12 protein-coding genes are annotated in these 14,961 nt (G+C 43.3%); 10 read left to right on the top strand and 2 right to left on the bottom strand.

Annotated elements, in window-relative coordinates; all coding sequences use genetic code 11:
• The first annotated feature begins 179 nt into the window (after window positions 1-179).
• The 5 genes from ACO06Y_RS10480 to ACO06Y_RS10460 all read left to right on the top strand — a co-directional run bounded on the left by ACO06Y_RS10480 (window position 180) and on the right by ACO06Y_RS10460 (window position 6,512).
• Complete coding sequence (locus ACO06Y_RS10480; protein WP_422083781.1) at window positions 180-3,032, top strand: DUF1549 domain-containing protein; 2,853 nt, start codon at window positions 180-182, stop codon at window positions 3,030-3,032.
• An 8-nt stretch (window positions 3,033-3,040) separates the two neighbouring features.
• On the top strand, window positions 3,041-4,474 hold the full coding sequence (locus tag ACO06Y_RS10475) for a DUF1501 domain-containing protein (protein WP_422083780.1): 1,434 nt from the start codon (window positions 3,041-3,043) through the stop codon (window positions 4,472-4,474).
• 92 nt (window positions 4,475-4,566) lie between these two features.
• Window positions 4,567-5,145: a Crp/Fnr family transcriptional regulator gene (locus ACO06Y_RS10470; protein ID WP_422083779.1), complete on the top strand. Its 579-nt coding sequence runs from the start codon at window positions 4,567-4,569 to the stop codon at window positions 5,143-5,145.
• A gap of 73 nt (window positions 5,146-5,218) precedes the next feature.
• On the top strand, window positions 5,219-5,899 hold the full coding sequence (locus tag ACO06Y_RS10465) for a hypothetical protein (protein ID WP_422083778.1): 681 nt from the start codon (window positions 5,219-5,221) through the stop codon (window positions 5,897-5,899).
• Between the two features lie 43 nt (window positions 5,900-5,942).
• Window positions 5,943-6,512, top strand: a complete 570-nt coding sequence (locus tag ACO06Y_RS10460; RefSeq protein WP_422083777.1) for a class I SAM-dependent methyltransferase — start codon at window positions 5,943-5,945, stop codon at window positions 6,510-6,512.
• Between the two features lie 44 nt (window positions 6,513-6,556).
• Here ACO06Y_RS10460 and ACO06Y_RS10455 read toward each other — a convergent pair whose 3' ends face one another.
• Entirely contained in the window at window positions 6,557-6,949 is a 393-nt protein-coding gene (locus tag ACO06Y_RS10455; RefSeq protein WP_422083776.1) for a response regulator, read from the bottom strand.
• A 315-nt stretch (window positions 6,950-7,264) separates the two neighbouring features.
• Entirely contained in the window at window positions 7,265-8,158 is an 894-nt protein-coding gene (locus ACO06Y_RS10450; protein WP_422083775.1) for a leucine-rich repeat domain-containing protein, read from the bottom strand.
• A 327-nt stretch (window positions 8,159-8,485) separates the two neighbouring features.
• On the opposite strand from ACO06Y_RS10450, the gene ACO06Y_RS10445 reads away from it, so the two are divergent.
• The 5 genes from ACO06Y_RS10445 to ACO06Y_RS10425 all read left to right on the top strand — a co-directional run bounded on the left by ACO06Y_RS10445 (window position 8,486) and on the right by ACO06Y_RS10425 (window position 14,906).
• Entirely contained in the window at window positions 8,486-9,403 is a 918-nt protein-coding gene (locus ACO06Y_RS10445) for a helix-turn-helix domain-containing protein (protein WP_422083774.1), read from the top strand.
• Between the two features lie 121 nt (window positions 9,404-9,524).
• Window positions 9,525-11,444 (top strand): nuclear transport factor 2 family protein, encoded by a 1,920-nt coding sequence (locus ACO06Y_RS10440; RefSeq protein WP_422083773.1) that lies wholly within the window; start codon window positions 9,525-9,527, stop codon window positions 11,442-11,444.
• 28 nt (window positions 11,445-11,472) lie between these two features.
• Window positions 11,473-12,507, top strand: coding sequence for an aldo/keto reductase (locus ACO06Y_RS10435; RefSeq protein ID WP_422083772.1), 1,035 nt, complete (start codon window positions 11,473-11,475; stop codon window positions 12,505-12,507).
• Window positions 12,508-12,841: 334 nt separating this feature from the next.
• Complete coding sequence (locus ACO06Y_RS10430; protein ID WP_422083771.1) at window positions 12,842-14,224, top strand: ankyrin repeat domain-containing protein; 1,383 nt, start codon at window positions 12,842-12,844, stop codon at window positions 14,222-14,224.
• An 88-nt stretch (window positions 14,225-14,312) separates the two neighbouring features.
• Window positions 14,313-14,906: a Crp/Fnr family transcriptional regulator gene (locus tag ACO06Y_RS10425; RefSeq protein ID WP_422083770.1), complete on the top strand. Its 594-nt coding sequence runs from the start codon at window positions 14,313-14,315 to the stop codon at window positions 14,904-14,906.
• The last annotated feature ends 55 nt before the right edge of the window (window positions 14,907-14,961 follow it).

Raw genomic sequence — 14,961 nt, 5'->3', positions numbered from 1 at the left:
CAGGCTATTGTAGAAAGTGGGATTCTTTAACCCAATATACCGAAAATTGGATTCATACTAAAGAGGACAAGCAAATGGCCGGGAAAGAGAAAACCCATGTATTTGGATTTATGCAGGTTTACCAATGGACTTCACAAGAATAACCAGAGGTTTCTATAAAAATATCCTTATTTTCAAGCATGGAAGAAAATGTATGGGCCGGAGTGTTTCAAGTATTGGGTCGGCTACATCCTTTAATCGTTCACTTTCCCATAGGGTTATTGGTCGTTGCGCTTTTTTTGGAATGGCTTACCCTAAAAGGAAGGCGCCCCGGGCTTCGGGAGGGAATCAATTGGATGATATTTATCGGGGCGTTTTTTGCCGTATTGGCCACGATCCTTGGATGGTTGCTCCGTATGTTCGATGATTACTCCGGAGAGCTGGTGCAGATCCATCAGAATTTGGGCATACTAACAGCAGTACTAAGTGTTATTGCCGCCTTCCTCTTGCGGCAGACGGTATCGGGAAAACTTAAGAGTTATCTGGCCTATAGATTCGTTTTAACACTATCGGTTATTTTCCTTTCCGTTACCGGTCATTTGGGTGCCAGTCTTACACATGGCGAGGATTTTTTGTCCAGTGCCCTCCCTGGAAACCGGGATTCCTACGACAACAGCAAAGCGGAGGCCTTATTGGCCCAATTGCACCAATTGGATTCCTTGTCGGAAACCGATTTGGACGACCTTAACTTGGAAGTACGGGCCATTTTTGCCCACAACTGCTATCAATGCCACAGTGAGAACAAACAAAAGGGAGAACTGATCCTGGAAAACAAAAGAGGGGTTTTTAAAGGAGGGGAATCCGGAAAAGTAATTATTGCGGGGAAACCCGAGGAAAGTGAAATCTACAGGAGAATAACCCTACCTCCCAATGCAGATGGGGTAATGCCAAAAAAAGGAAAGGTATTGAGGGACAACGAAATTGCCTTGATCCGATTATGGATCGAAAAAGGGGCGCACTGGTCCGATCGTGCACTCAAAGTATTTCCGGAAGCACCACTTGCCCTGACCAAACCGGATTTACCAAAATCGACCAGGGAAGAACACCCTGTAGATAAGTTAGTAGGCGCGTATTTTGAAAAAAATGCCGTTGACTGGCCACAAGTAGTAGATGACAAAACTTTCATACGGAGATCCTATTTGGACATTGTTGGCCTACTCCCCCAGCCTGATCTAATTGAGCGATTTGCAAGCAATTCAGACCCGAACAAACGAAACAGACTGATCGACAGTTTATTGAACGACACCCATAATTACACCCAACACTGGCTAAGCTTTTGGAACGATTTACTTCGAAACGATTATTCGGGTACCGGTTTTATTACCGGTGGAAGGAAACAAATTACGGATTGGTTATACAAATCCTTATTGGAAAACAAACCGTATGACAGTATGATTCGTGAGCTGGTAAATCCATCTCCCGAATCTGAAGGGTTTATCAAAGGTATACAATGGCGTGGAGCAATCAATTCCAGTCAACGTACCGAGATGCAGGCTGCCCAAAATATCGGCCAATCCTTGATGGGGGTCAATGTTAAATGTGCTTCTTGTCACAATAGTTTTGTAAGTAACCTTACCCTAGATCAGGCCTATGGCTTTGCTTCTATATTTGCCGATTCTGTACTGGAACTCAACCGATGTGACAAGCCTATCGGAAAGATGGCCAAGGTGAATTTCCTATATCCAGAATTGGGATCGGTGGAAGCGGATAGCTTAGGGGAACGTTTGTCCAAACTTTCGGACCTCATGGTAAAACCCGAGAACGGGAGGTTATACCGGACCATTACCAATAGAATTTGGGAAAGATTGATGGGAAGGGGCATCATAGAGCCTGTGGATGAGATGGACAATATGCCTTGGGACGGGGCTTTGCTTGACTGGTTGGCCTCGGATTTCATTGATTCCGGACATGACCTAAAACGGTTGATAAAGACCATCATGACTTCAAAAACCTATCAGCTCCCAGCGGCCGGCTATAAAAAATTGGAACAAATAAAATCGGCCCAATACGTATTTAACGGCCCGGTAATCCGGCGTATGAGCGCCGAACAGTTTGCAGATGCCGTTAGCCAAATCATAGCCCCGGTGTACTATGCTGCGGCTTATGACCCTTCCGGAATGGACCGATCCCCCAACAGAATTTGGCATAGGGAAATAAAATCGGATCGGGATGTACTCCCGAATCCGGGAAAACGGTATTTCCGCCACACATTCGCTTTGACCGGCAAAGAAATCATTAGGGCCGATGCCCTGATCTCGGTAGATCATTCCTACGTATTTTATTTAAATGGCCATAAGGTTTCCACGGGCACGGATTGGAGAAAAGTAGATAAACTGGATGTAACCAAATTCCTGAATCCCAGAAAAAATATAATTGCCATTGAGGGGACCAATGAAGGGAATATAGCCAACCCCGCCGGAATCTTGTTCCGGATGAAAGTCCATCAAGAGGATAGCCTGGAAACCATCGTGGAATCCGGTAATGGCCAAGGATGGAAAAGTACTGACGTAACTTCGGATAAGGATTGGCGGGATGTATCATTCGATGATAGACATTGGAAAGCGGTACGGAATTACGGTTCCAAACATTGGGATAGGCTTTTGGATTTCAAATTCGGGGACAGTATCCCCCCATTTGCCCGTGCCAGTCTGGTGAGGCAACATCCCTTTATGAAAGCCCTGGGACGCCCGAGCAGGGAAAATGTGACCACCTCACGGGATGATCAGGCCACCTTATTGCAAGCCCTTGAACTCACTAATGGGGCATATTTTAACCAGGTATTGGAAGAAGGGGCCAGCATTTGGTTGAGGGAACATGATAGTAATGCAGAAAATATGGTAACTTCCTTATTTCTAAAATCCCTAGGACGAAAGCCCACAAAAAAGGAAAAAGATGTTACCGTTGCCGCTTTGGGGAGTTCACCGGATAAGGAAGGTGTACAAGATCTGTTTTGGGCTACCTTGCTTTTACCTGAATTTCAGTTCATCTATTAAGAATAGTTATGGAAGAGTATTTGCAGAATTCACGTAGGGAGTTTATGAAGAAAATGGGGGCGGCCAGCCTTGCCGCGGCGACCACTACCATTCCTACGGTCAGTTTCTTAAATTCATGTTCCTCGGCACCTAAGATTACGTCCAAGGCAGATACCGTAATCCTTTTGTGGATGGCCGGTGGTATGGCCCATACCGAAACATTCGACCCTAAAGCCTATGAACCGTACAAAAAGGGAGTGGAGAGCAAACGGGTCTTAAGCACATTTCCCAAAGTGCCGACTGTTGTGGATGGTCTGGATTTTTCCGAAGGGCTTGAGTCCATCGGTAGCGTTATGGACAAAGGGGCTATTATCCGATCCTACAAATCGGCCGATCTGGGGCATATCCTTCATACGAGGCATCAGTATCACTGGCATACCTGTTATGAACCACCACAATCCGTACAAGCCCCGCACATCGGAGCTTGGATTGCAAAGGAATTAGGCCCCAAAAACCCTGTGATCCCTCCTTTTATTGCCATGGGCCAACGTTTTACCGTCGGGGAAGGTGAGGAATTAAAGGCTTTTCATTCTGCCGGTTTTCTCGGTAGCGAATATGGTCCGTTTTTGATTCCGGATCCATCGACCGGACTTGATAGCGTAAGACCTCCGCAAGGAATGTCCCTCAAAAGGTTCGAGGCAAGATACAAACTGTATACCGAATTGACCAACCGGAGCAAACTAATGGAACAAGGTAGTGACTACCAAAGGGAGTCCTTGATACGGTCCATGGAGCAGTCCTACCGCCTCTTGAATTCGCCCGAGTCCCAAGTATTTGATTTAACACAAGAGCCCAAAGAGAAGTATGCTATTTATAATACTGGAAGATTTGGATTGGGATGTTTGACCGCCAAAAGGTTGGCCATGAACGGTGCGCGGTTCGTGAGCGTTTCAACCGAATATGAACCGTTCCTAGGATGGGACACCCATGAGAATGGACATACCCGTGTAGTTAAAATGAAGGAACTGATAGACGGTCCCGTGGCCCAACTCGTTAAGGATCTGGACGAATCGGGACATTTGGAAAGAACCCTCATTGTGCTGGCAAGTGAATTTAGTCGGGATGCCTTGCTCGAAGGTCGCCCAGGGAAAAAGGTAAAAGATCAGGTGAATCAACCGGACATCATCGAAGACGAAAAATTCTACGGAATGCACAGGCATTTTACGGACGGTAGTTCCATATTATTGTGGGGAGGCGGAATAAAGAAAGGATTGGTCTACGGAAAAACGGCGGATGAAAGACCCTGCTCGTCCATTGAAAATACCGTAGTGATAGACCAAGTACATCAGACACTATATCATGCTTTGGGTATTCATCCCGAAACAAACTATGTTATTGAGGGGAGACCTTTCTATACCACACCGGATGGACAAGGAAAACCTATTTTGGATTTGTTCGCCTAAAATAGACCCAATCCGGTGCAGAAACTAGTACCATCAGTACCGTTTGTCAAAATTGTCAAATGAAACAACGGCCCTTGCCAATACGCTGAAGGATGGATGAAAATCGGGATTTGCTTATAAACTTCATTCTGGGCATTGTTCCCATTTCACGGGAAGATGCCTTAGAGATTGCCGACTCCTTCCACTCTTTGCAGCTTAAAAAAGGGGGATTTCTAGTGAGGGAAAATCAAATCAGCGATGATTATTTCTACCTCCAAAAAGGCTTTATGCGCACTTTTTTATACGATTTAAAAGGTGACGAAATAACCACGGATTTTTTTACGGAGGACAATGTGGTCTTTGAGGTCACTTCTTTTTTCAACCGTGTCCGGTCAGAAGCAAACATTCAAGCGATTACGGATTGTTTTGGATTCAGGATTTCGTATAAGGAACTCAATGCACTTTTTCACAACAAAGTTGCTTTTCGGGATTTTGGACGGGCCATCCTCGTAAAGGAATTCATCTCCTCAAAAAAAAGAAACTATGGGATGATCAACCGAACCGCCGAACAACGCTATCAAGATCTATTGCTTTTAAGACCCAAGATTTTGCAACACGCACCGTTAAAATATGTAGCCTCTTATCTAGGTATTACGGACAGTACGCTAAGCAGGTTGCGAAAAAAATTGTGACCTTTTCCATTTCTTGCCTTTTGTCAAGTAACGGCTGTGAATTTCATGGGAACTTTGCCATAAAATCAAAAAAATGGCAGAAGTATCGGTTTGCACCACAATCGGATTTATCCTTACCACAATAGCTACCATTTGGTTATTTTTCAAGGCTTCAGGAAATAGAAGGGTGATACTATTTATCCTCATATGGAGTAGTATCGTCGGCATCTTAGGGTTCAATGGTTTTTATCAAAAACCGGATGCCTTGCCTCCCCGGTTTATTTTCCTACTAGGGCCGGTACTTCTTTTTGTGCTGTTACTTCCCCTAACCAAAAAAGGCAAAAGGTTTATGGACAACCTGGATTTAAAGTGGTTAACACTGTTACACTGCATCAGGGTACCGGTTGAATTGGTGCTCTATTTTGTATTCCTAAAAGGTCTGGTACCGGATTTGATGACATTTGAAGGCTACAATTTTGATATTCTTTCCGGACTCTCGGCACCCATACTGTATAATTTGGTCTTTGTAAACAAGAAGGTGGGGCTCAATGGGCTTTTGCTTTGGAATATTGTTTGTCTGGGGCTACTGCTTAATATCCTGACCATTGCCGTTTTAAGTGCACAAACACCATTTCAGAAAATGGCCTTTGACCAACCGAACATTGGGGTGACCTATTTCCCGTTGGTCTGGCTTCCAACGGTCATTGTTCCCATTGTATTTCTTTCGCATTTGGCCAGTATTGGGCAAATTCTATCTTTACGAAAGAAAACCTAATTAAACGATTGAAACCCAGAATGCAAAGGATTCCGAAATAAGGATGGGAGGGGAATATTACAAAACCAAAGAATCCGTTGAAGAATACATCCGTTTGGCAAAGGATGTCAACGGAAAACAACTTATTGAAAAACTTCAACATATTTTGGCACCAGAATCCACTTTACTCGAAATAGGTTCAGGTCCGGGAACGGACTGGAAAATTTTGAACAGATCCTACCACGTTATCGGGTCGGATAACTCTACTGGGTTTTTGAACCACTTACGAACCGAAAACCCAGGTGGAACGTTCCTTGAGTTAGATGCAATTAGCTTACGGACCTTGGAAAGGTTTGATGGAATATATTCGAACAAAGTCTTGCACCATCTAAAAAATCATGAACTGGCCGACTCTGTCAAAAGGCAGTATGAAGTTCTTAATACCAGAGGTGTAATCTGTCATTCCTTTTGGAAAGGGGAAGGTTCAGAAATATTCAAGGGCCTCTTTGTAAAGTATCACACTAAAGAAAGTCTTGAAGAATTCTTTGGGCGGTACTTTAAGATTCTTTCCATTGAAAGTTATGCTGAATTTGAGCAAGGAGATTCCCTGCTGTTGCTTGGTATAAAAAATTGATATTGGCAACTACACTTCCAAAAGGGTAAATAATACCCAAGAAATTATACACAGTAAGAACCGGACATAATTTCGACCAAGTTTTCAATTTGCAAAGGTTTTTGAACAAACCCCTTTACAAACTGTGGGTATTGTTCCGACAAGATTCTATCTGCCGGTTCAGTTGAAGAAGTCACGATAATGACATCGATGTTCACTGGAAATTCCTCCAGGACCATAAATTCCAAAAATTCAAAACCGTTCATTTCGGGCATACAAATGTCCAAAAGGACCAATTTCGGTTCGGCACTGTCCTTGTCCATACGTAAGTCGTCCAAGGCTTCTTCAGGATTGGTATAGGACTTTATCCTGTCCTCCATTCCCAATTGCCGAAACAGTACCTGATGCATTACATTTGTCATTTCCAAATCGTCTACCAAATAGATTTCCGTGTACATCGCTATATAATTTTATGAATTAGGATTACAATGTAAAAGCGCAAAGGGTTTTGGAAAAATACTTGTTGCAAACCCCTTACTTTTAATTGTAAAACAAAAAAAACATGTGGTTTTTAGTTTCTCTTTTGAAAGAATCCTCTTAATTTAAACGTACTATATTAATCGTTCAGTATATATAATTTCTTAATTTTTCAAGTATTTTAGACTATAGACCTTAAATAGTAAGGCATAGGAGTTCTTTGCAAGTACCTGGCTCTCCCCAACCTCCGTAGTAGGGTTTATCAAAAAATCTATTTGAAGAAAGGAAGTGATTCCCTAGTCGTCCATGTCCTCGAACTTGGTATCCGCAGTACGGATTTCCTCCATGTTTAGACTAAAGCGTTTGAAATCCCTTTTTTTGTAGTCTTGGCCGTTTCCATCAAAATCAAAAAGGGCCAAATGCTCGGACATTGTATGGATATCCCCAAGATCAAAGGTATCCAAAAAATTATGTTGAAGCTGTAGTTGCGCAAGCTGTGGTAAGGACAATATACCTTTGGGTAGCTTGCCCGTAAACTCGTTCTCGGAAAGAACCAAAGTATTCAGATTTTTAAGCTTGGCCATGTCTTCCGGAATACCTCCTTTTATATGGTTGCCGGACAGTTCCAAACGTTCCAAAGATTCCATGTTCCCTAATTCTCCGGGAAGTGAACCTCTGAATTCGTTGTTCGAGAGATAGAGCCATTTCACTTTTTTCAACTCGCCCAAGCCCTTGGGTATTTCGCCGGAAAGCATATTGTCAAACATATCCAATACTTCCAAATTTGAAAGATTTCCAATAGCCTCGGGGATAGTACCCGTAAAGTGGTTCTTTCCCAATCGCAGCACTTTTAATTCCTTTAAACGCACAATGTTCTCGGGAATAGTTCCGCCTATATGGTTAAAGGCCAGGTTCAATACTTCCAAATGCCTTAACTTGCCCAAGGAAAAGGGCAAGGTTCCTCCTAGATTATTATTGAAGAGTGAAAGGGATACCACTTTACCGTTCTTCACTTCTATACCATGCCATGTGGAAACCGGTTTGGAGAAATCCCAGTTGATCATCCAATTTTCGCCTTGGGTACTCTTGTAAAAATCGATAAGTATTTCCCTTTCCTTTTTGGAGACCCCGGCAAAAAGTGTTGTAGAGATACAAATCAAAACTAGTACGAGGTAGAAACGTTTTTGCATAGGCTAAAAAGTATAGGTTCCAATACTATGGATAGAACCTAATTTTGTACAGAATTTACTTACAAAAAAGTTATGTTTTCGGAAAAAGTACAAAATTAATCGATGAAATGCAGTTCAAAAGTCCCCTTTTGTTGTGAAACCAAAAGATATTGTGGTGTGGAAACAGCTACTGTATCTTGGGTATTCCTACGTCTTCAAAACTACGTAAGAAAGAAACCTATTGGATTTCAGAAGCTTTATTTGCTTTTCCCGACCAAAAATAGTTATGTCCGACCTTATCTCGATTTGTGATTCTTTAGTACTTTATACCTCCAAAGTATTTTCCGGATGATGCAACACTTTTCAACATTAGAGGCCTATTGTAAGGGCATAGGTATCCCCGCACCAAAGTGGGATTCCTTTGATATCCGCAGTTTTGAGGAGAATATGGGTACAGTAAAGCCACAAATGCATCCTTTTAAGCACGAATTTTATGCCCTGGCCCTTAAACTGGACGGCGGTGGGTACGCCAAATCGGGAAACTATACGACGGAAAACAAAAAGGCCACACTATTTTTCAACTCGCCCTATCAAATCATACAATGGGATATAGCGCCCAACTGGGAAGGTTTCTATATCATTTTCTCCGAAGACTTCTATCGGGGAACCCTTTCGCGAAAGCGTATAACGGAAACGTTTCCCTTTCTGCTTATAGATAATACCATTCCCATGGAAATAAGCGAGGGGGACGCGCATTTGTTTGTGGACCTTTTTGAGGATATGTACAAGGAGCATCGTTCCGATAAGGCCAATGCCGAGAAAATCATTAGACACTACGTTCACATTGCATTACACAAAGTAGCGCGATTATATGACTATTCGGTGGACAAATCCTCGGTGACAACGGCGCAGCGCTCCCAGGATCTGGCGGTGGTCAGTCGTTTTAAGACGCAACTGGACCTCGCCTTTCATCCCGGACAGCACTATCCCAACGCTTTGCCCAACCAAGTACAGTATTATGCCGAGCAATTGAATTTGCACCCCAATCACTTTAATGCAATTGTGAAACGAATTACGGATCGATCGGCATCGGATATTATTTACGCCCATGTTTTAAACCTTGCCAAATCCAAGCTTTCCCATACCGATATGAGTGTAAAGGAAATTGCCTTTGATCTGTATTACAACTATCCCAATCATTTTGCCAACTTCTTTAAAAGCAGAATGAAAATGACCCCTTCACAATATAGAAAGACCTTGAAATAGGGATAAATACTACTCTTTTACGGTTCATTTGAATTCCGTACTTCTTGCTTCGAATTCCGTAGTACATCAGGTTCCCAGTGCCCATAGCTTTGTGATATCAAATTAAAAAATAAGAAATACTATGAAAACATGGATACTCGCAGGAATGATAGTCGGATTATCGGCCTGCACGAACGGCAATCAAAAAAGTAAAAATCAAAATGAAAAAGTTATGAATACCTCCGAGACACAACAAATGGAAATGGCAACCGAAAGGACAAACATCCAAACCGTAGCGGAACGTCTTTTTAGTGCCACGGACCAAAGGGATTGGGAAACCGTAAAATCCACTATGACGGATTCCGTATACGTGGATTATACCTCTTTGGGCGGCGACGCCGGATTTAAAACTCCGGAAACCATCGTTTACGGATGGCAACAGGTATTGCCCGGTTTTGACAGAACCGTACACCAGATACACAATTTTGCGATTTGGATCGCAGGAAATCGGGCCACGGCCACCTTTGATGGTATTGCAACACATTATTTGGAAAACAGGGATTGGACCGTTTTTGTGGGCTATGATACCGAATACATCAAGGAAAATGGGGAATGGAAATTGGCACGTATCGATGCTTCGCTTTATGATCAGGCCGGTGATACCTCCTTACCGCAATTGGCCATTCAGCACGTTCAGGAAGGGAACAGCATTGCCTTTGCCAAGACAGATTCCCAGAAGACAGCTGCAATCCAAAACTTCTTTGAAGCGCTTGAAGCCCGTAAATTGGAAAATGTCCTATCTTCCTTTATGACCGATGCCACACAGATCATGCCCTTTGCCCCCGGGAATTTTCCAAAACAACTCAAGGGAATGGCCGCCATCAAAAATCAGTATACCGGCGTAATGGGTTATGAGCAGTCCTATGAGATCGAGTATTTCACCACTCAAAATCCCGATGTATACATAGCCAAGTACCAGGGTACGATCACCACCAACGAAGGCAAACCCTACAATAATAGCTACATAGGGATATTCACCCTGAAAGATGATAAAATCGAGAACTTTGTGGAATACTTTAATCCCAATGTTCTCCTCAATGGATGGCCCGGATTAGAGCCTGCACATTATTCGGTACATCAAGCGGGCGCCGCTACGGACAGCGGGGTAAGCTTGAAAGAAATTACCTTTAATAGTAATGGTGCAAACCTGAAAGGACACCTATTCCTACCCCCTAACTTTGATGCCGCCCAAAAGTATCCAGCGGCCATCGTTACCGGAAGTTGGACAAGCATTAAGGAGCAGATGCCCGACGAATATGCCAGTGTAATGGCCAAGGATGGTTTTATTACTATGACCTTTGATTTCACCGGGTTTGGAGAAAGTGAGGGGCAGCCCAGACAAGTCGAGGACTACCGTCTAAAAATAGCGGATATCAAAGCGGCCGTGGATTACTTGGAGACACATCCCAATATTGCTATGGACGAACTATCCGCCCTTGGTGTCTGTGCCAGTTCCGGATATATGGCCCATGCCACCGCCCAAGATACGCGTATTAAAAAATTGGTTCTGGTAGCCCCCTGGTTGCACAACCCTGCCATAGCAAAAAGTATCTACGACATGCGTCCCGGGGGCACCGAAGGTCTACTGGAAGCTTCCAAAAAGGCAAAGCGGAAATACGCGGAAACCGGTACAATGGAATATGTGCTGGCTGCCAGCGAACTGGATCCATTAAGCGCCATGTACGTTCCACAGGGTGTCTTTGATTACTACTTGAGCCCCGCCAAGGCCGCCGGACCAAAATACGATAACCGTTTTGCGGTAAGCAGTTGGGAACCTTGGTTGACCTTTGACGGTATCTCCGTAGGCAAGGACATTGCACAACCGGTGTTCATCGTACATAGTGAGAGTGGTGCCGTACCCCAGGGAACCAAGGAGTTCTATGCATTGATCAAAGGCGAAAAGGACATTAAATGGCTGAACGAATACAACCAACAACAACTTTACTTTGAGGAAGATGCGGTGCAAGCCGCCATGACCGAAGTGGTAAATTATTTACAATAAAAATGGGTAACCTTAAAAACTAAAAAAGATGAACTATAGATTATTAGGAAATACAGGATTGCGCGTATCGGAAATCGCCTTGGGAACCATGACCTTCGGCACCGAGGCGGGCTGGGGCGCGGACAAGGCAACCAGTCAACAGATGTACGATGCCTTTATAAAGGCGGGTGGAAACTTTATCGATACTGCCAACGAAATATACACTGGGGGAACCAGCGAGAAATTTGTAGGCGAGTTTATTAAAAGTGAGCGGGATTCCATTGTATTGGGCACCAAGTATACGGATGCCATGCCGGGAACAGACCCCAATAGGGCCGGCAACAGCAGAAAAAGCATGATGCAGTCCTTACATAGAAGCCTTAGACGTTTGGATACGGAATATATCGATATCTTTTGGCTTCACTCCTGGGACTTTATGTCGCCGGTGGAAGAGGTTATGCGATCCCTGGACGATATGATACGACAAGGTAAGGTATTGTACTTGGGAATTTCGGACGCTCCGGCCTGGGTTATCAGCAAGGCCAATATGTATGCGCGACAAAATGGATTGACCCCATTCGAGGCTTCCCAAATCGAATACAGTTTGATACAGCGTACCGGGGAACGCGAATTGTTGCCCATGGCAAAAGATGAAGGGATGACCACCCTGGCCTGGTCTCCCCTGTCCTCTGGAATCTTGACCGGAAAGTACAATACGGATGATGAGAAGGGGAACCGGAGGTTGGATGTATCCGAATTTGCCGCGCTCTCGGAGCGAAACTTGGGCATAGCCGCCAAGGTGATAGAAATCGCCAAAAAAAATGAGGTAAGCCCGGCAACGGTGGCCATCAGTTTTGTAAAACAACAAGGACTGATTCCTATACTTGGAGGTACCAAACTACGTCATATTGAATCCAATTTAAAGAGCATCGACTTTGAACTGAATCCTGGGGACATGGCCCTACTTCAAGGGGAAAGCGCCATTGAAATGGGATTCCCCCACGACTTTCTAAAAGCAACCCAGGCCGTGACCTATGGAGGCCAATTGGAAAACATAATCCATACTCGGCCGAATATCTATTAAACTTTTAGACTCTTTTAAGTAAATAGGACTGTTTATTATAGTCCTATTTTTTTATTGCTAGTTCTAAAGGGGCTCCTTAACGAGGTTGGAAAGTGACCTTAACCCCCAAACTTCCCGACAACGACCCATGACATAGGATAAAAGTGTAAATTGGGGTGGTATAGCATGTTTAGCACCAACCTTAAAATTAAGCAGTAGCCGACTGATTTCTCTTGGGAACAATCTTACTGATGACCGGATTGTCCAAGGGGATACTGTCCGTCAGAATGGTTTCCCAACCTGGTGTTACGTAATACTGGGAATCGCAATGGAAATTATAACAGCTATTTAAAAAATGAACTCTAAAAATATAATACTCCTAACGCTCTTACTGACCGGTTTTACCGCTACGGCCCAAAATATATTCTGGACAGCGTGCCGAGGAGACCTAGACAAGTTGGATTCTCTGCTTACCCAGCAAGATATCAACCTACGGGATGACAGGGGCAGGTCACTATTACACTGGGCCATAGGTTGCCAAAAAAAAGAGGTTTTTGACTTTTTAATCGAAAGGGGAATCGAGATTAACCTGGAGGATAATGAAAAACGGACGCCTATGACCGTGGCAGTTAACTTTAATGATGAATACTCCTTTGATCGGCTTCAAAAAATGCAGATAGATAATTCCTGGGTCGAAAACTATGGAACGGCACTCTTGGAAAGTGCCTTGTTGAATAAAAGTACAGGGTTTGTTGAAAAATTAGTGAAATTAGGTGTTAGTAGCAATACCAAGAATGAACGGGGAAGTACCCCATTGGAAATAGCAAAACGAGTCGATGCCAAGGAAATCTATGAATTGCTCCTGTTCCTGGGTGCCGATGAAAGCCAAGTCCGTAATTTTAATATGAAGGGTGAATATATGGGACAAAAACCTCCGGGGCATATCCCCAAATTATTTGCCCCAAATTTTATCTCGACCGAAGAATCCGAATTTGGCTCTATTTTTAATGCCCAGGGTACTGAATTTTACTTTGGGGTGGATGTAAACGGGAAAAGTGAGATTCGGTATTCCAAAATGACAAAAGATCAATGGAGCAAACCTGAAACCATTTTCTCGCATACCCAATATGGTTATAACGACCCCTTTCTTTCCAATGATGAAAACAGATTGTACTTTATTTCCAAAAGGGCCTTGGACGGCGTGGGGGAACCAAAGGACGTCGATATCTGGTACGCTGAAAAAGAGAAGCAAGGATGGTCGGAACCCATTAATGCCGGCACTAATATCAACACAAAAGGAAACGAATACTATATTTCCTTTACCAAGGACGGTTCTATGTATTTTTCATCAAACGGCCACAATCCGATTAAAACGGACTACGATATCTATTATTCCAGGAATGTAAACGGCACCTATCAAAAACCGGTTGTATTAAACGATAAGATCAATACGGCCGATTATGAAGCGGATGTGTTTGTTTCACCGGACGAGTCCTACATCATTTTCTGTTCCACACGAAATAATGGTTTTGGCCGGGGTGATTTGTATATAAGCTTTAAGGACGAAGATGGTACTTGGACAAAGGCCGTAAATATGGGTAAGGCGATAAACACCAAAAATTATGAATATTGTCCCTTTGTGACCAAGGACGGAAAATATCTATTTTATACCAGTAATCAGGATATTTATTGGGTGAGTACCAAAGTAATACACGAAATCAAGCAAAATAGCCAGTGATATACCCTAGGCGCAATACAACTTTTGCCTGTAATTTGTACGATTGCATAGAAATAACGACCTAAGTCATCACACGTACAATACACACATGATGAAGAAGAATTATGAAAGCTACCTTACTTCCTACCTAAAAAATTTGGATCATTCAACCCCGCAGGAAATCGATTCCATTAAGCCTGGCCTTAAAATCAAGTCATATGGCAAAGGGGACTTTTTCCTAAAACGGGGAGAGGTACAAAAGGCAATGGGATTCATTTCCAAAGGTTTGGTTCGCCGATACTACATCAATGAGAAAGGCAATCAAATAACAACCGGTTTTGCCAAGGAGAACGAATACCTTACAGATTATCCGGCCTTTATACAACAAAGGCCGACCAAATACTTTCTGCAATGTATCGAACCTTGTGTAATCATTGGTGTACCCTATACCATTATTCAGTTAAGCTACGAGAAATTTACGAACGGGCAGTTATACGGTAGATTGATGGCCGAACAGACCCTCACGATCCTCAACGATCGTATTGAGGGCTTTCTATTTCTTACTGCAGAGGAAAGGTATTTGAAATTCATTAAGGAACATCCGGAATTGATGAATCGCGTAAGCTTGACCCATTTGTCTTCTTTCCTGGGAATTGAAAGGCAGTCCTTGAGTAGGATTAGAAAAAGAATTGCCAAAAAATGATTTTGTCACAAAGGTGTCAGGTTTTGGCCAACTTAAAAAATCATCTTCGCATTAT

Source organism: Ulvibacterium sp. (assembly GCF_965228935.1).
Taxonomy (GTDB): Bacteria; Bacteroidota; Bacteroidia; order Flavobacteriales; family Flavobacteriaceae; genus Ulvibacterium.
The sequence above is the reverse complement of the archived record's forward strand: the minus strand, read 5'-3'. Positions and strand labels throughout refer to the sequence as shown.